The sequence below is a fragment of the Caulobacter sp. CCG-8 genome, assembly GCF_037402475.1.
Classification (GTDB): domain Bacteria; phylum Pseudomonadota; class Alphaproteobacteria; order Caulobacterales; family Caulobacteraceae; genus Caulobacter.
Genome location: NZ_JBBEUD010000012.1, coordinates 132431 through 148995, shown reverse-complemented (window position 1 = coordinate 148995; position 16565 = coordinate 132431). Strand labels below are relative to the sequence as shown.

The following is a 16565-nucleotide window of genomic DNA, read 5'->3' as shown; positions in this document are numbered from 1 at the left end:
TCCGGCCAGCCTCGCGAGAGGCTGGCCGGACAGTTTTCGAGTGCTCGCATGACCCGTCCCCTGCTCCTGGCCGCCGTTTCGGCCCTTGCCTTCGCCACCGCCTCGCAAGCGGCCGAGACCGCCGCTTCGGCCCGCAAGATCCACGAGGGCCTGCTGACCCTCGACACCCACCTGGACACCCCGGCCAATTTCGGCCGGCCCGGCTGGGACATCCTCGACCGCCACGACGCGGCCAAGGACGGCTCGCAGATCGACTATCCGCGCATGGTCGAGGGCGGCCTCGACGGCGGCTTCTTCGCCATCTACACGCCCCAGGGGCCGCGCACGCCCGAGGCCACCCGGGCCGCCCGCGACGGCGCCCTGATCCGCGGCGTCGAGATCCGCGAGATGGTCGCCAAGCACGGCGACAAGTTCGGCCTGGCCCTGAAGGCCGACGACGCCGCCAGAATCGCCGCCCAGGGCAAGCGCGTGGTCTTCATGAGCGTCGAGAACAGCTATCCGATGGACGGCGACGTCACCCTGCTGTCCAGCTTCTATGCGATGGGCGTGCGGATCTCGGGCCTGGCGCACTTCAAGAACAACGACATGGCCGACAGCGCCACCGACAAGCCCGAATGGCATGGCCTGTCGCCGCTGGGGAAGTCGTTCGTGGCCGAGGCCAACCGGCTGGGCGTGGTGCTGGACGGCTCGCACTCGTCCGACGAGGTGCTGGACCAGCTGATCGCCCTGTCCAAGACCCCGGTGATCCTGACCCATTCCGGCTGCAAGGCGGTGTTCGACCATCCGCGCAACGTCGACGACGCCCGCATCAAGGCCCTGGCCGACAGCGGCGGCGTGATCCAGGTCGACGCCTATTCCAGCTACCTGATCGACACGCCCAAGAACCCCGAGCGCGAAGCCGCCATGGCCGCCCTGATGGCCAAGGTCGGTGCGCGCAACAAGATGACCGAGGAACAGCGCGCCGCCTTCATGGCCGAGCGCAACGCCATCGACGCCAAGTGGCCGGTGACCAAGGCGACCTTCCAGGACTTCATGAACCACCTCAACCACGCCCTGAAGGTGGCCGGGGTCGATCACGTGGGCATCGGCATCGATTTCGACGGCGGCGGCGGCGTGACCGGCCTGAACGACGCTTCCGACTACTGGAAGATCTCCCAGGCGCTGCTGGCCGAGGGCTACACCAAGGCCGACCTGGAGAAGATCTGGAGCGGCAACGTCCTGCGCCTGCTGCGCGCGGCCGAGGCGGCCAAGGCGCCGGCGGCCTAGGGCTCAGGCCGCCTGACGCTCCCGCCAGGCCTGGGCGGCGGCCAGGACCGCGATCAGCGCGGCCGCCGCCCACAGCGCCAGCACGCCCCAGCGCAGATAGGCGAACGCCCCCAGGGCACCGCCGCAGGCCAGGCCCAGCCACAGGCACGCGAACGGGACCCAGGCCCAGCGGTCGCCGCCGGTCAGGGCCGCGGCGATGCGCTGGCCGATCTTGACCAGAGTCCCGGTCATGTAGGTCAGGCCCAGGCCGACGTCGCCGTTGCGCTGGAACACCGCGTTCTCGGCCCCCATGGCCAGGACCACGGCCCCCGCGCCGGCCGGGCCGAAGTCCAGGCCGATCAGGCCGGCGCCGGTCGCCAGCAGGGCGGCCTCCAGGGCCAGGACCCAGGACCGGCGCCCCTCGCCCGCCGCCCGCGCGACCAGGGCCCCCAGCGTGGCTCCGACCACGAACAGGCCGATCAGCATCAGGGCGGTGCGCGCCATCGCCCAGTCGCCGGTCGCGATCCCCACGCCCAGCCGCGTGGAATTGCCGCTCATGAACGAGACGAAGAATCCGCCCAGCTTCAGGAAGCCGACGGCGTCGACATAGCCCGCCACGGCCGAAAGTCCGGCCGCCAGGGCGATCTCGCGACGGCGATAGTCCTTCATGAGCCCTCGCCCGCCTTGGCCATCAGCTCCAGCACCTTGCGGGCCTGGACAGAGGCGAGCCCCCCGTTGGGGTCGGCCGACATCGGCTTGAGCAGCGAGAAGGCGGTCTCGCTGTCGTCGGCCCGCAGGAAGGCGACCGCCGCCACGATCCGGATCTCGGCCACGTCCGGCGCCAAGGTCACGGCCCGCCGCAGCAGGGCCAGCCGTTCCGGCGAGGGCGTCTCGTCGGGCGACATCGTCTGGGCCAGCAGGAACAGGGTCTGGTAGTCGTTCGGCTCGGCAGCGTCGGCGCGGGTCAGGTAGGCGCGGGCCTCGGCCAGCAGCGGGGCGGCGTGCGCCATGTCGGCGGCGGCGCGATAGAGCTTGCTGGTCCCCATCAGCCGCAGGGCCTCCAGATTGCCCTCGTCCTCGTGGAGCAGCGTCTCGAGCAGGCGCTCGCCCTTGTCGCGGTCGCCCAGCGTGATCTCGGCCCGGGCCAGGGCCTGGCGGCTGTAGCGCTCGTCCGGCCGCTTGGCCGCCGCCTTGCGGATCCGCCGCAGCAGGTCGGTCCGGCCCCGATAGGGATCGGCCTTCAGCCGCTGGAGCTCCAGGATCAGGTCGTCGGCGCCCGCCGGCATCCGGCGGATCGTGACGGCGGGCGGCGGCCCCTGCGGGCGGGCCAGGGTCGTCATGACCGGTTGTCCGCGCAGGAAGGCCCGCAGGTCCGGCTCCAGCTTCCCGACCGGCCGCCCGAAGACCTCGCCCCAGGTGGCCTTCGGGTCGCGCGCGCCGGCCTCGAGACGATCCAGATAGGTCGCCAGCCGGGCCTTGCGGTCGGGATCGGCCCACAGGTAGCGCACCAGCAGCGCCGAGCGCGCGTCGTACCGGCCAGGATCGGTGCGGTCGCCGCCGGCCTCGGCGATCAGGCTGGGCATGCTGTCCAGGTCGCGCGCGATCCGGTCGTCGCCGAACAGCGCCGGCGTCGCGCCAACCACCACGCTGCCGGGCCGGATGTCGACGGCGCTGTAGTAGATGGCCGCGCCCTTGCTCAGCCAGCGCGGCTGGCGGAAGGCGAAGTTCTCGCTGAAGAAGTGGAAGGCGTAGGCGCACAGCACGCTGTCGTCGCCGGCCGTCCGGTCGGTCACGCCGAAGAAGCGGAAATTGTCGCGCACCACGACCGCGAAGATGTCGTCGGTGGTGGCCACGTCCATCGACAGCGAGCCGGTCGTCGCCCCGGGCAGGAAGCGCTGGTAGGTCTCGTTGACCGCCGCGCCGCGCCCGACCGGCCGGATCAGATAGATGGGGAACTTGCGCGCCGTCGGATCGCGGGGCTTGCCGTAGATCGACCGCAGGGTCTGGTCCAGCGCCTCCAGGTCCTCGACCGTGCGCCGCGCGACCTCGGCGCTCTCGTCGGAATAGACGACGACGTGGTCGCCCTCGGCCCGCAGCCAGCGGCCGAAGCCCTGGGGCGAGACGGCCACGGCCTCGACGGGCGTGGCCTTGGGCGGGACCGGGGTCTGCGCGTGGACGGCGCCGGGCGCGGCCAGCAACGCGGCGGCCAGCACGCCCCGCATGATCATCGCCCGCCCCAGCAATCTCGTCGCCCCACGCTGCTCCCTGATGCGGATTGGAGGACAAGCCGGGGGCGGATGTCCAGCGGCCAAACAAAAAGGCCGGCGGATCGCTCCGCCGGCCTCTTCGGTGTCGATAAGGCGAAGAGCCTTAGCCGACGATCTCTTCGTCCTTGAAGAACTGGGCGATTTCGATGCCCGCGTTTTCCAGGCTGTCCGAACCGTGGACCGAGTTCTCGCCGATCGACAGGGCGAACAGCTTGCGGATCGTGCCTTCGTCGGCGTTGTCCGGGTTCGTGGCGCCCATCACTTCGCGGTACTTCAGGACGGCGTTGTCGCCTTCCAGCACCTGGACGACCACCGGCTCGGCGGTCATCTGGGCGACCAGTTCGCCGTAGAACGGGCGCTCGGCGTGGACTTCGTAGAACTTCTTGGCCTGGGCCTCAGTCAGCTTCACGCGGCGCTGGGCCACGATGCGCAGGCCGGCTTCCTCGATCACGGCGTTGATCTTGCCGGTCAGGTTGCGACGGGTGGCGTCGGGCTTGATGATCGAGAAGGTGCGTTCGGTCATGATCCGAAAATCTCACAGAGAAAGTTTGTAGATTGGGAGGTTGCGGGCTTATAGCCGGGCGCCTCCTCCCCGCCAACCCGCCGCGTAACCTTAAAATCAAATGCTGCAGATCAACGACCTGACCTTCGACGCCTGGGGTCGGCGGTTCTTCGACCACGCCAGCGTGACTCTGCCCCCCGGGGCCAAGGTCGGACTGATCGGCCGCAACGGGGTGGGCAAGTCCACGCTGTTCAAGCTGATCCTGGGCCATCTGCAGGCCGGCGACGACGAGATCAGCCTGCCCAAGAGCGCCCGCGTCGGCTCGGTGGACCAGGAGCACCCGGCCACGCCCTTCACCCTGCTGGAGACGGTGCTGGAGGCCGACGAGGAGCGCCACGGCCTGCTGACCCGCCTGGAGACGGCCGAGCCGGAGGAGATGGGCGAGATCTGGGCCCGGCTGATCGAGATCGACGCCGACGCCGCCCCGGCCAAGGCCTCGGAAATCCTGGTGGGCCTGGGCTTCACCCAGGACGACCTCAGCCGGCCGATGGCCGAGTTCTCGGGCGGCTGGCGCATGCGCGTAGCCCTGGCCGCGGCCCTGTTCGCCGAGCCGGACATGCTGCTGCTGGACGAACCGACCAACTATCTGGACCTGGAAGGCGCGCTCTGGCTGGAAGCCAGGCTCCAGAAGTACCCGCACACCGCCCTGATCGTCAGCCACGACCGCGAGCTGCTCAACAACAGCTGCACCCACATGCTGCACCTGGCCGGCGGCAAGCTGGAACTCTATACCGGCGGCTACGACGACTTCGAGAAGCGCCGCGCCGAGAAGGCGCGCCTGCAGCTGTCGGCCAAGGCCAAGCAGGACGCCGAGCGCGCCCACCTGCAGGCCTTCGTCGACCGCTTCAAGGCCAAGGCCTCCAAGGCCGCCCAGGCTCAGTCGCGCATGAAGCGCCTGGCCAAGATGGAGCCGGTGGCCACCACGATCGAGGAGCGCGTCGCGCCCTTCACCCTGCCCTCGCCGCCCAAGCCCCTGCCGCCGCCGCTGATCCGGCTGGAGAAGGCCGCCGTCGGCTACGAGGCGGGCCGCGCGATCCTCAGGAATCTCAACCTGCGCATGGACCTGGACGACCGCATCGGTCTCCTGGGCGTCAACGGCGCCGGCAAGTCGACCTTCGCCAAGATGATCGCCGGGGCGCTGGGCGTGCAGACCGGCGAGTTCCACCGCGACAAGAAGATGAAGGTCGGCTGGTTCCACCAGCACCAGATCGAGGCGATGGACCCCGAGGACACGCCGCTGGAGATCATCCGCCGCGCCATGCCGGAAGCCTCGGAGAGCTCGCGCCGCTCGAAACTGGCCCAGTTCGGCCTGGGCTTCGAGAAGCAGGAGACCAAGGTCGACAGCCTGTCGGGCGGCGAGCGCGCGCGCCTGCTGCTGAACCTGGTGGCGATGGACGCGCCGCACATGCTGATCCTGGACGAGCCGACCAACCACCTGGACATCGACAGCCGCCGGGCCCTGCTGGACGCCCTGAACGACTACGAGGGCGCGGTGATCCTGATCACCCACGACCGCTCGCTGATGGAGCTGGTCGCCGACCGCCTGTGGCTGGCCGCCGACGGCTCGGTCAAGCCGTTCGACGGCGACATGGACGACTACGCCAAGTTCGTGCTGGAGCGCGCCAAGCAGGCGGTGAAGCCCACCCAGGTGGACCGCGAACCGGCCAAGGCCGAGCCCGCCGCGCCGGCGAAGAAGTCCGTCGCCGTCGAGCCGCTGAAGCGCAAGATCGAGGCCGCCGAGCAGGTCGTCACCCGCCAGACCCGCCAGCTCAGCGAGCTGGACGCCCAGCTGGCCGATCCGGAGCTCTACAAGAACCCGGCCAAGGTGGCCGAGCTGACCAAGCGCCGCGACAACGCCAAGGCCAAGCTGGACGAGGCCGAGGCGACCTGGATGGAGCTGGCCGAGGCCTTGGCGGAAGCCGAAGGCTAGGCCTAGGCGGTCGTCGAGGCCTGGGAGGTCTGGGAGGCCCACGCGTCCATCTGGGCGCGGAAGGCCTCCATGGCCGCGCGGTACGGGGCCATGGCCTGGTCGCGCTTGGCGCTTTCGGCCGCGAAGGTGACCGCCCACTGCGACTGGGTCTGGGCGGTGTCGGCCATCTTGACGGTTCCGCCCAGGGCCTTGGCGATCTTGGCGGCGCGCCACTGGGCCAGCTGCGGACCGCCCTCGTAGGGCTCGTTCTCGCCGGTGACGATCCCCTGGGCCTGGCCGTAGGTGGTCGCCGAACCGCCGTTGTAGAGCCGCGCCACCACCTTGCCGTCTTTGTAGACCTCGGCGAACAGCTTGGATGGATCGTCGTCGGACGTGACGCCGGCGTCCTTCATCGCATTGAGCATGCTGGTCGGATCGATCAGCGACGGCGCGACCGCCACCGGCGCCATGCGGGCGGACAGCGGCTTGATCATGGAGGCGTCGATGCGCTTCAGCTCCCTGACCGGAATCCCATCCTTGGGCGAGGAGCCGGCCGCCGCCAGGATCCGCGCCAGGCCGCTCGTCGAATTCGTCGCGCCGATCGTCATCGCTCGATCTCCGGTTTCGCTGGCCGGACGGGAGCAAGCCGGGCGCCAGACGGAAAATCACCGGAAAAACAATGTGACGTTGTACTGGTGTCCAACCCAGGCGGGCGTTTATTGCCCAGCTTGGGCAAAATCGTGGGGGCGGTTTCTGCACAACCCTTGGTTAATCGCCGTGAACCACGTCTCTTAGCCAAAACGAGAGACCCCAGGCGTATTCCTGCTCGCATGAGTTCAGGAACCGCGTCCCGAAACCACATCGTCGCCAATCCCGAAGGCCTGTCGGCCACCTCGGTGCTGGCGGCCTTTGGCGAATGGCTGGACCAGCGTCTGGCCGACGCCATGCGCCTGGACATGGACCTGGCCTTCCGCGATCGCCCGTTCGACGTCGAGGTCGGTCGCAGCCCGGCCCTGGTCGGCTGGGAGCATCGCTACCTGCAGCCCGGCGCCCCGGCCCCGCGCGGCAAGATGTGGACCGTCTACCGGCTGCAGGACCAGACCGGCCGTCCGGCGCCCCTGCTCAAGCACGCCGACGACTACGCCGACACCATGACCCCGCTGCTGGGCGAGTTGGGCTATCTGGGCGTCTTCGACGGCGAACCGGCGCTCTATCCGGGCGTGGGAACGCGCTAGGGCTTCCTTAATTCCATCCGCTCATCCCGGCGAATGCCGGGACCCAGATCCTATGGCTGGGTGGATGATTGGATGGCTTCAGCGCCCTTGGCGTCAGCCACACGGCCATTCCATCTGGGTCCCGGCATTCGCCGGGATGAGCGGTGTTAGTGGAGTTTGAGGGACAGGTTTCGAACCTGCCCCGCCGCGCCGTTCGCACGCAACACCACGGTGTTCCGGCCCGCCAGCAAGTTCACCTTCAATAGCCGAACCGTCGTCCACGCTGCAGGCGTCGTGACCGTCGCCCCCGCCGCCTCGCCGTTGACCGCGGCCGAAAGCTTGCCGCCCTCGCCGCGTGCCGAGACCGCCAGGTCGTAGGTCCCCGCCTTGTCGACCACGACCGTGTACTTCAACCACTCGCCGTCGACGAAGTCCTCGACATAGGCGCCTCCGTCGGCCTCGCGGGCGATGTCGACGCCGTCGTTGCGATAGGTGCGGCCGTTGTTCCACGACGTGCGCTGACCGCCGGTCGAGACGTGGTAGTTGGCCGTGTCCCGGTCGGAATAGGCCTGGCCCAGGGCGCCCAGGTCGTAGTCGACGGCCGCGAAGGTCCCGCCCTTGGCGCCGATCCGGTGATCCTTGAACGGCCGCGTCGTCTCGTCGTGCGGCTGGCGGATCATGGCGTCGACCACGTCGTCGTGGCGGATGTTGTTCTCGAACCGGACATCCTTGGACGCCAGGGTCATCAGGGCCGCATAGGCCTCGTCGGCGGTCGGCTGGGGGCCCTTCTTGGTCCAGTAGTCGACCAGCTTGGCGTAGCCGGGATTGGGCGTCACCTCGAGCGGCTGGTTGAAGCCGATCTTCTTCAGCGGCCAGAAGGCCCAGCCGATCTCGTGCTTCTCGACCAGGGCGATGGCGTCGCGGAACCAGGCGTTGGAGTTCTCGCCGCTCTCGCCCAGCCACAGCGGCAGGCCCGTGTCCTCGCGCAGCTTCAGGACCGTGGCGATCGAGGCCTCGTCATTGACGTTCCAGTATTTGTGGAACGACAGGGCCATGTTGTCGTCCCAAACGGCGGGCAGGCCCTTGTAGTTATTGCCCCAGCAGTTGCCCTCGAGGATGATCATGTGGCGCTTGTCGATCTCGCGGACCGCCGCCGTCAGTTCCTTGTAGTAGTCCCACAGGGCCGTCTGCTTCTCGTCCTTGCAGCCGTGGTCGCCTCCCCCTCCTGGACCATACTGACCGTCGAAGTCCCAGTTGGGTTCGTTCAGCAGGTCGTAGGCCCCGATCGCCGGCTCGTCCTTGTAGCGGGCGGCCAGCTTGCGCCAGAGGGCCACCACCTTGCGGCGGTTTTCGGGGCTCTGCCACAGCGAGGGCTTGGCGGGATCGCGGTCGGCGATCGGCAGGTCGTTGCCCTGCCCGCCCGGCGCGGCGTGCAGGTCCAGGATCAGGTACATGCCGTTGGCCTTGGTCCAGGCCAGCAGGTCGTCGATCCGCTTGAAGCCGTCCTCCTTCCAGGTGTCCTGGCCGGGGACCGGCTCCTGGTCGGCGGCCAGGGTCAGCAGGCCGTAGTGCATGGGCAGGCGCACCGAGTTGAAGCCCATGGCGGCCATGGCGTCGATGTCGGCCTTGGTGGTGTGGTTGTCGAGCCAGGCCTGGTGGATGGCGGCCTCGCGCTGCGGGCCGACCAGCTTGGCGGTCTCGGCGCGGATCACGTGCTCCTGGCCGCGGCCCAGGTCGCCCAGGCGCAGCATGTAGCCCTCCTGCAGCATCCAGCCGCCCAGGCCCATGCCGCGCAGGATCACCGGCCGCCCGGTCTCGTCGACGATCCGCTTGTCCTTGGCCCGGAGGTAGCCGTCGGCCAGGGCCGGCCCGCTCGACCCCATGGCGGACAGGAGCGCGAGCGAAGCCGCGGCGGCGAACAAGGCTTTCATCTGGACGGACCTCCCGACGTCGCCTCTCGCGGGCGAACTGGTCAGGCCACTTTAGGTCGTCGATGACAACGTTGTCTAGATCGTCAGAAGACGATGTCGACCCGCACGGTCGTGGGCTGGTCGACGGGTAGCGGCCTGACTGTCGCGCCGCCCTGGCAGACCGCGCCGCCGGGACCGACCGTGCAGCGATCGACGACCTTCGCCCGCACGGTCATCTGGCCTGTGCCGATCAAGCCCGAAGCCGCGGCGGGCCTGGAAGGCTGGGCGCCGGAGCCGGCGACGGCGGCGACGGCGAGGACGGAGACGAGAACCGAGATCATGGCTCATCCAACCTCCTAGAAGGTCAACGTCACGTATACGGTGTCGAAGTATGAACCCGGTGGTACGAACTGTCGCGGCTCGATCGCGCCGTACAGGTCGACGCTGCTGACGCTCCCGCCCGGGCCGCCGGCAAGCTCGGGGAACAGGACGGTCGTTCCGGACGAGCCGTCGCCGACGATCCGGGTCAGGGCCTGGTCGGCGTAGATGTTGTAGACCAGCATATTGGCGCCCGAGACCTGGGTCCGGCGGCCGAAATCCTGCGACATGCCGGCGCTGAGCTCGATCGTCGGCCGGATCTTGGTGCTCGCTCCCCCGCAGTCCACCTTCACCCGCGCGACGGCCCGCGTCCGGTTGGAGGCGAAGACGTCGTATTCGCCGAACGACAGCTCCAGGACCGTGATGTTGCAGGCTCCGGCGTGGGACTGGGCGGCGGCGGACCCCGGGACCAGGACGAGGCCAAGCGCCAGGACCACGGCGGCGGACGCTGTTCGGGCGATCAAGGCGCGCATGTGTAGGGTCCCAGCTTGACGATCTCGCCCGGCTGATCCGGAACCGTGACGATCACCTCGCAATTGTGCTCGCGCCACAGCACCCGGATCACGTTGCGCCCGACCGCCAGCCCCCGCAAGTAGACCTCGCCGCCGTAGCCCAGGGGGAACATGCGGTCGCCCAGATAGACCTCGGCGCCGGCCGGCGGCGCGGATCCGCTCTTGGTCATCAGGGTCACCAGGGCCGAGCGTTCCTCGACGACCTCGAAGACCAACGGCGCGCCGGCGCCGCGGCGGGGCGCGACCGTCTTGCTGGTGGTCTCCGGGACCGCGTCCAGCGGCAGGCCGGCGGGATCGATCGACAGGCCGTTGCTCTCGTAGGCGCGCAGATGGTTCACGAACAGCCGGCCGCTCGCGTCGGTGCGGCCGACCGGCTGGTTCTCGCGGAACACCTCGACGCCGCCGTTCTTCCCCACCCGCACGACCGCGAACGCGTCGTCGACCCGATCGGCCACGAACACGCGGCCGTCGAACAGCACCAGGGACTGGGCCGCCTCGACCTGCAGGGTGGTCGTGACCTCGTCGTTGCGGACCCGCACCTGGCCGTCGAGGGTCGAGCCGTCCCAGCGCAGCTCCGCCGACCGGTTCGGGGCCGGCCCCTCCACGTCGCGCACCTGCCAGATCAGGCGGTCGTCCATCGTCGTGCCCCGCGCCTCCAGTTCATAGGACCGGCCTTCCGGCCGCTCGTGCGCGCCGGCGGTGAGCAGGCCCCGCTGGCCCAGGGGCACAGACAGGGTCACCCCGACGCCCCACTGGTCGTGCTCGTCGAGGACGCCGTAGCCGGTGACCATCAGGCGGGCGCGGCGATGGAACAGGTCGGCGGAGTAGCTGGCGGTGGCCACGGGCGTCTTCACGCCGTCGGCCCGGGTCTCGGAGACATAGGCGACGTTGAGCGTCCCGCTCCTGCCCAGGGTCAGGCCGACGGCCGCGCTGTCGCGCTTGCGCGTGTGCGGTTCGTCCGCGACGGCGGCGATGTCCTTGAAGCCGGCCGACGCCTCTTCGTGGCGGCCGATGAAGCTGAACCTGGGCGTCGTGCGGTCGAAGCCGATGGCCCACAGGGTCCCGTCGCCGTCCGGGCTGTGGCTGACCGCGAACGATCCGCCGACCGCGAACAGGTCCCGCACGGCTCCGCCGAACGAAAGGCCGCCCATGGCCAGCCCCTTGGCGGCCTCGCCGTGGAGCTCCAGGGTGAGGGCGTCGGACAGGCCCCGTCGCCAGACGCCCGAGGCGAAGGTCTGGCCGTAGTGTCCGCTCGCGATACCGAAGTCCTCGCGCACCGCTCCGGCCTCGAAGCTGAAGTCGGTGATCCCCCGCCCCAGCATCTGGGTGTTCATGTAGAACGGAAGGTTCACGGCGCGCTCGCGCCCGTCGACGTCCGTGACGACGACCGTGACGCTGTTGGCGCCGGTCAGGACCGGCAGCTGGCCCAGCTGGAAGGCGCCCGGCCGCACGTTGCCGGAATAGCGCTTCACGCCGTTGATGTAGAGGTCCAGCGTCGACGGCGTCGTCACGCCGCTGGTGAACTCCGGCAGCGGCGTCATGACGAGGTCCGGGCGGAGGCTGTAGTTGCGCTGATACTGGACGCCGCCGAAACGCAGGTTCCGGCTCCAGTTCAGGGCGCGGCTTGTGCCGTCGCCGATCCGCAGGGTGCGCGCCCGGTCCTGGTCGTCGAAGGCCAGGTAGCTTTCGTAGCGGATGGCCTGGGCGGCGGCTTCCGACCAGCTGACGGCGCCCGTCGAGACCAGGGTGTAGCGCGAGGAGAACAGGCGCGCCTCCAGGGCCGAGCTCAGGCTGCGGCCATAGCTGCCCTCGTTGGGCTTGGCGGCCCATTCGCCGTACAGGTCGTAGCTGAGAAGCGCGCCGCGTCCCGATTGCGCCTGGACGTGCTGGGGGGCGGGCGCGACGGCGAGCTTTTCGGGCGACAGGATTTCGAACGGCGCGGCGATCGCGATGGTCTGGGCCTTGGAATCGACCCGCCAAGACAGGTTGGGAACCTGGTCGAGATAGACGCGCCGCGCCTCGCCCTCCCGGGTCACCCAGGCCTCGTCGAGGCGGAAGCCCAGGCCCTCGAACTGGTCGGCGGGCAGGGAAAGACGGCCTTTCTCGTCCCGGAACCTGGCCACCAGCCGCACGGGCCAGTCGTTGATCCGCACGTCGAGATAGTAGGTCATCGGCGCGGTGGGATCGATCGTCGCCTCCGGGATCGCCGAGGTCGGCGGAACCTGGGCCCGCCCAGCGACGGCGGCGACCGCCCACAAGCCCATCGCCAAGGCCTCGCGCCGCCACGATCCCATCGGTGCGGCTTAGGGCGAGACGTCGGCCTTGATCGGCTCGAAGAGACCCTCTCCGGTGACCGAGACCTTGGCTGTCCCCGCCCCTGCCCCGCTCAAGGGCCAGGTCCGGCTGGAGCCGGCCAGGACGTAGCCGCTCAGGCCCTGCTCGTTCGAGATCTCCGTCGCGCCGCTGGTCACCTTCAGGCCGACCAGCCGTTCGCGGGCGTTGCCGGTGTTCTTCGCGGTCAGCACGCCGCCCGAGGGCGAGGCGCTGAGCGACCAGGACAGTTTGGGTCGCGAGCTGGCCGACGGGGTGAGGAACACCGGCAGCAGCACCCGGATCGGCACGACGACCCCCGCGTCGCCCTTGAGGTGGCTCTCCGGGATCTGGTCCAGGATCAGGCGATAGGCCTTCTCGGTCTTGACCGAGTCCACCCCTTCGACGACGACGCGCACCGTCTGGGTCTCGCCGGGCTTGAGGGTGAACACCGGCGGGCTGACCGCCAGGGTCTGGGACCGGGTGTAGGCGTCTTCGCCCTTCGGCTGATCCCAGTCCACCGCGCGCAGCTGAAGCGTGATCGGCTGGGCCTCGGTGTTGCGCACCCGCAAGGTCGTGGTGCGCTCCTTGCCCACCATCTGGAGGGTGATCGGCGACAGTTCGACCGAGCCCGCCAGGGCGGCTGGGGGCGCGGCCGCCAGGGTCGAGGCGAACAGGGCGACCGCGGCGGCGCCAACCCAAAATGCCTTCATCGCCCTTCTCCCTCAGTAGGTGACGGTCACGGTCACGGTGTCGAGATAGTCACCGGCCGGGACGCTCTGGTTGGACACGATCTGGCCGTAGATCTGGTACCGGATCGGGGTGCCCTGGGGATCGGACTGGCCGGTGAAGTCGGACCCCGTGGTCATCATCGGCTGGGTGTAGCCGCCGTCCTTGTAGAGACCGTAGCGCAGCCGGTTGACGCCGGGACCGTTCATCCAGCGGTCGTTGCGGTTGCCGGAACCGCCGGCGCCGACCTCGACCGCGAAGGGCGTCAGCGGGGTGCACTGCACCGTCATGTCGGACGAGGCGCGGCTCTGCTGCGAGGAATTGTAGATGCCGAAGTCCAGGTCGTTGGCCACGACCGTGCAGGTCTTGGTGACCTGGGCCCTGACCTGGAAGGTGTCGGTGGCGGTCTGGGCCGCCGCCTGGCGGGCGCCCAGCAGCAGGCCCAGGATGCTCAGGACCATGGCCAGGAACGCCGGCAGGGTCAGGGATCGCATGGCATGTCCTTTCAATAGGTGACCGTGACGACGACGATGTCCACGTAGGTCCCTTCTGGGACCGGCTGTCCGGCCGGCGCCTCGCCGTGGACCAGGACGCGCTGCGGCAGGCCCGTCGTCTTCAGGTCCTGCATCTCGGTCCTGTTGCGATCGGCGAACACCTGGGTGCGCGCCTCGTCCTTGTAGAGCTGGTAGTGCAGCTGGCCCTTGGCCTGCATGGCGCGGTTCATCGGATCGCCAGTCTGGCCCCCGCTCAGGGCGATCCGTGCGGCCACGCCCGGCGTGCACTGCAGCTCGATCGAGGACGTGGCCCGCGAGGGCTGGTCGGGATGGTAAAGGCCCAGGTCCAGGTCGCCGGCCTGGACCCGGCATTGCGGGCGAACCTCGGTCCGCACCGCCAGGATGTCCTGATCGATCTCCGCCAAGGCGGGGGAAGCGCCCGCGATCGCCGCGAGCGGAAGCCACAGGAGATGACGGAACGCGAAGCCCATAACGGCCACGCTGCCACTTCACCCGGGGCTGAGCCATCGGGCGAAACACCCACGTACCCTAGGGTCTAGCCCCACGCCTGGCGTCGCGAACGGCCCTTGATAGGAGGCGTGGCGGTCCTAGCCGCACTTCACCTGCTGGACGACGCCGGTGTCCGGGTTGAACAGGATGTTCAGCCGGTCGGGCCGGTAGTCCATGGTCACCGGGCAGGTGGTGCAGGCCACGCGCCAGCGCGAGGGATCGACGGGCGCGGGCAGCTCGGTGCGGTTCTTGCCGACGAAGGCCTGGGCGTCCTTGAGGCCGCACTGGTCCTTCTCGGGTTCGGGCGGCTTGGGCAGGGCGATGGCCGGCGGCGCGGTCGGGGTGGCCGGCGGCGGCATGGGCGCGGGCGGCGGCGGCGCGCTGGAGCAGGCGGCCAGGATCAGGATGACGCCACCCAACGCGAAACGCTTCATGCCTGCTTCTCCCATCCGCGCTCGGCGCCCTGGCGCCAGTAGGACACGGGATGCCCCGCGCCCTTGAAGGCCTTCCACCGACCCCGCGCCAGGCGCAGGGCCTCCTCGTCACGACCGTCGAACAGCAGGATGCAGCGTTCGAACGCCGAAAGATCGCCCGGCTCGGCCCCGTCGAGCAGGAACAACGCCTGACCGCCGTTCGGGTTGTCCAGCTTGTCGGTCAGCAGCACCGGCTGGCGGTCGGCCATCGGCTCGTCGTCCAGGCCGTGCGGCAGGAAGCTGTCGTCGCGGAACGTCCAGAGATGGGCGTCCAGGGCGCGCAGGCGGGCGGGGTCGCCGCCGCGCACCAGGGCCCGCCAGCCGCGTCCCAGCGTCTTCTCCAGCAGCCCGGGCAGCACCTCTTCCAAGGGGCTGCGCTCGAGGTGGTAGAACCAGATGTCGCAGGACGCGTCGGTCAAGGTCAGCCTTCGTAGGAGTCCGCCACCAGGCGGTTCAGCAGGCGCACGCCGAAGCCCACGGCGCCGTCCGGGACGGTCGGGTCGGTCGAGGGCTTCTTCCAGGCCACCGAGGCGATGTCCAGGTGGGCCCACGGCAGGCCGTTGACGAACTTCTGCAGGAACAGGGCGGCGGTGATCGAACCGGCCGGGCGACCGCCGATGTTCTTCATGTCGGCGATCGGGCTTTCGATCTGCTTCTCGTAGGCGGCCGGCATGGGCAGGCGCCACAGCGGCTCGCGCTCGGCCTTGCCGGCGGCGAGAAGTTTTTCCGACAAGCCGTCGTTATTGCTGAACAAACCGCCCAGGTCGTTACCCAGCGAGATGATGATCGCGCCGGTCAGGGTGGCCAGGTCGATCATGAACTTGGGCTTGAAGCGGTCCTGGCAGTACCAGAGGGCGTCGGCCAGGACGAGGCGGCCTTCGGCGTCGGTGTTGATGACCTCGATGGTCTGGCCCGACATCGAGGTGACCACGTCGCCGGGGCGCTGGGCGTTGCCGTCGGGCATGTTCTCGACCAGGCCGAGAATCCCGATGGCGTTGACCTTGGCCTTGCGGCCGGCCAGGGCGTGCATGACGCCGGCCACGGCGGCCGCGCCGCCCATGTCCCACTTCATGTCCTCCATGCCGTCGGCCGGCTTGATCGAGATTCCGCCGGTGTCGAAACAGACGCCCTTGCCGACGAAGGCCACCGGCTGGGCCGACTTGTCGGCGGCGCCCAGCCACTTGATCACCACCAGCTGGCTCTCGCGGACGCTGCCCTGCCCCACGCCCAGCAGCGAGCCCATGCCCAGCTTGGCCATCTCGGCCTCGCCCAGGACCTCGACCTCGAGACCCAGCTTTTCGAGGCCCTTCACGCGGGCGGCGAATTCCTCGGGGTGCAGGATGTTGGCCGGCTCGGAGACCAGGTCGCGGCTGAACAGGACGGCGTCGGCCAGGGCTTCCAGGCCGGCGAACGCCTTCTGGGCCTTGGCCGGATCGGCGGCGGCCACCTTGACCACCCCGACGGAGGGCTTCTTCTCGGCCTTCTCGGTGGTGCGGTACTTGTCGAAGCGATAGGCCGCCAGCTTGACGCCGAAGGCGGCGCGGGCCGCCGTCTCCGCGTCGCCGCCCAGCTTCAGCACCAGCTCGGTGACGCCCGAGGCCTTCAGCGCCTGGAAGGCGTGGCCGGCGGCGACCTCGACCGTCTCGGGCTCGACCGCGCCGTCGCCGTCGACGCCGACCAGCAGCACGCGGGCGGCGTCCAGGCCGGCGGGGGCGATCAGGTCCAGGGTCTGGCCCTTGGCGCCGGTGAAGCGGCCGCCGGCGATCGCGCGGGCCAGGGCGCCGCCCGTGGCCTCGTTGACGGCCTTGGCCTCCGGCGACAGGGCGGCGGCCTCGTAGGCCAGGACCGCCAGGGCGGCGTTGGCGCCGGCTTGGGTGTCGGCGGTGACGAACTCGATACGCATGGCGCGCTCCTGAAAACCGATGGAGCCCTGGCGGGACCTTCAGCCGTTGGATTGACGCAAACCCGAACCGAAGAAAAGCACCAATCGTCGGGCTCGTCGGCGCGGCGGGCGCCGAATGGCAACGAACGCCGCTTTCTCGCCTGACTTGA

General features: G+C 69.6%; 17 protein-coding genes. 3 read left to right on the top strand and 14 right to left on the bottom strand.

Features of this window, described 5'->3' with window-relative positions; genetic code table 11:
* The first annotated feature begins 48 nt into the window (after positions 1-48).
* Entirely contained in the window at positions 49-1266 is a 1218-nt protein-coding gene (locus tag WAE60_RS13705; protein WP_337687062.1) for a dipeptidase, read from the top strand.
* A 3-nt stretch (positions 1267-1269) separates the two neighbouring features.
* Here WAE60_RS13705 and WAE60_RS13700 read toward each other — a convergent pair whose 3' ends face one another.
* From WAE60_RS13700 to ndk, 3 genes are all read right to left on the bottom strand, one after another.
* Positions 1270-1914: a YoaK family protein gene (locus WAE60_RS13700; RefSeq protein ID WP_337687060.1), complete on the bottom strand. Its 645-nt coding sequence runs from the start codon at positions 1912-1914 to the stop codon at positions 1270-1272.
* Positions 1911-3473 carry a hypothetical protein gene (locus tag WAE60_RS13695; RefSeq protein ID WP_337687059.1) on the bottom strand — a complete coding sequence of 521 codons (1563 nt, stop codon included), beginning with the start codon at positions 3471-3473 and terminating at the stop codon, positions 1911-1913. Before WAE60_RS13695 ends, WAE60_RS13700 begins: the two co-directional genes overlap by 4 nt.
* 142 nt (positions 3474-3615) lie before the next feature.
* Positions 3616-4035 carry a nucleoside-diphosphate kinase gene (ndk, locus tag WAE60_RS13690; RefSeq protein ID WP_029914579.1) on the bottom strand — a complete coding sequence of 140 codons (420 nt, stop codon included), beginning with the start codon at positions 4033-4035 and terminating at the stop codon, positions 3616-3618.
* Positions 4036-4135: 100 nt separating this feature from the next.
* Here ndk and WAE60_RS13685 point away from each other — a divergent pair, with 100 nt between their 5' ends.
* Positions 4136-6004: an ABC-F family ATP-binding cassette domain-containing protein gene (locus tag WAE60_RS13685; RefSeq protein ID WP_029914581.1), complete on the top strand. Its 1869-nt coding sequence runs from the start codon at positions 4136-4138 to the stop codon at positions 6002-6004.
* Between the two features lie 2 nt (positions 6005-6006).
* Here WAE60_RS13685 and WAE60_RS13680 read toward each other — a convergent pair whose 3' ends face one another.
* Complete coding sequence (locus WAE60_RS13680) at positions 6007-6591, bottom strand: hypothetical protein (protein WP_337687057.1); 585 nt, start codon at positions 6589-6591, stop codon at positions 6007-6009.
* Positions 6592-6813: 222 nt separating this feature from the next.
* Between WAE60_RS13680 and WAE60_RS13675 the strand changes: the two genes are divergently transcribed.
* A complete protein-coding gene (locus WAE60_RS13675) occupies positions 6814-7218 on the top strand; it encodes a hypothetical protein (protein WP_029914585.1) in 405 nt (134 codons plus the stop codon).
* Positions 7219-7364: 146 nt separating this feature from the next.
* Here the strand turns inward: WAE60_RS13675 and WAE60_RS13670 are convergent, their stop codons facing one another.
* The 10 genes from WAE60_RS13670 to WAE60_RS13625 all read right to left on the bottom strand — a co-directional run bounded on the left by WAE60_RS13670 (position 7365) and on the right by WAE60_RS13625 (position 16416).
* On the bottom strand, positions 7365-9128 hold the full coding sequence (locus WAE60_RS13670; protein ID WP_337687055.1) for a cellulase family glycosylhydrolase: 1764 nt from the start codon (positions 9126-9128) through the stop codon (positions 7365-7367).
* A gap of 83 nt (positions 9129-9211) precedes the next feature.
* Positions 9212-9448, bottom strand: coding sequence for a hypothetical protein (locus tag WAE60_RS13665; RefSeq protein ID WP_029914589.1), 237 nt, complete (start codon positions 9446-9448; stop codon positions 9212-9214).
* A gap of 15 nt (positions 9449-9463) precedes the next feature.
* A complete protein-coding gene (locus tag WAE60_RS13660) occupies positions 9464-9958 on the bottom strand; it encodes a spore coat protein U domain-containing protein (RefSeq protein ID WP_337687052.1) in 495 nt (164 codons plus the stop codon).
* Positions 9946-12261 carry a fimbria/pilus outer membrane usher protein gene (locus WAE60_RS13655; RefSeq protein ID WP_337687049.1) on the bottom strand — a complete coding sequence of 772 codons (2316 nt, stop codon included), beginning with the start codon at positions 12259-12261 and terminating at the stop codon, positions 9946-9948. Before WAE60_RS13655 ends, WAE60_RS13660 begins: the two co-directional genes overlap by 13 nt.
* A 39-nt stretch (positions 12262-12300) precedes the next feature.
* A complete protein-coding gene (locus tag WAE60_RS13650) occupies positions 12301-13020 on the bottom strand; it encodes a molecular chaperone (RefSeq protein WP_337687048.1) in 720 nt (239 codons plus the stop codon).
* Positions 13021-13032: 12 nt separating this feature from the next.
* The gene (locus tag WAE60_RS13645; RefSeq protein ID WP_337687046.1) at positions 13033-13530 is read right to left on the bottom strand and encodes a spore coat U domain-containing protein; all 498 of its coding nucleotides are present in this window, start codon (positions 13528-13530) and stop codon (positions 13033-13035) included.
* An 11-nt stretch (positions 13531-13541) separates the two neighbouring features.
* On the bottom strand, positions 13542-13955 hold the full coding sequence (locus WAE60_RS13640) for a spore coat U domain-containing protein (RefSeq protein WP_197026726.1): 414 nt from the start codon (positions 13953-13955) through the stop codon (positions 13542-13544).
* Between the two features lie 183 nt (positions 13956-14138).
* The gene (locus WAE60_RS13635) at positions 14139-14474 is read right to left on the bottom strand and encodes a peptidase inhibitor (RefSeq protein WP_029914601.1); all 336 of its coding nucleotides are present in this window, start codon (positions 14472-14474) and stop codon (positions 14139-14141) included.
* On the bottom strand, positions 14471-14932 hold the full coding sequence (locus tag WAE60_RS13630) for a DNA polymerase III subunit chi (protein WP_029914603.1): 462 nt from the start codon (positions 14930-14932) through the stop codon (positions 14471-14473). The genes WAE60_RS13635 and WAE60_RS13630 overlap by 4 nt, the downstream gene beginning before the upstream one ends.
* A gap of 2 nt (positions 14933-14934) precedes the next feature.
* Complete coding sequence (locus WAE60_RS13625) at positions 14935-16416, bottom strand: leucyl aminopeptidase (RefSeq protein WP_337687042.1); 1482 nt, start codon at positions 16414-16416, stop codon at positions 14935-14937.
* Between the last annotated feature and the right edge of the window lie 149 nt (positions 16417-16565).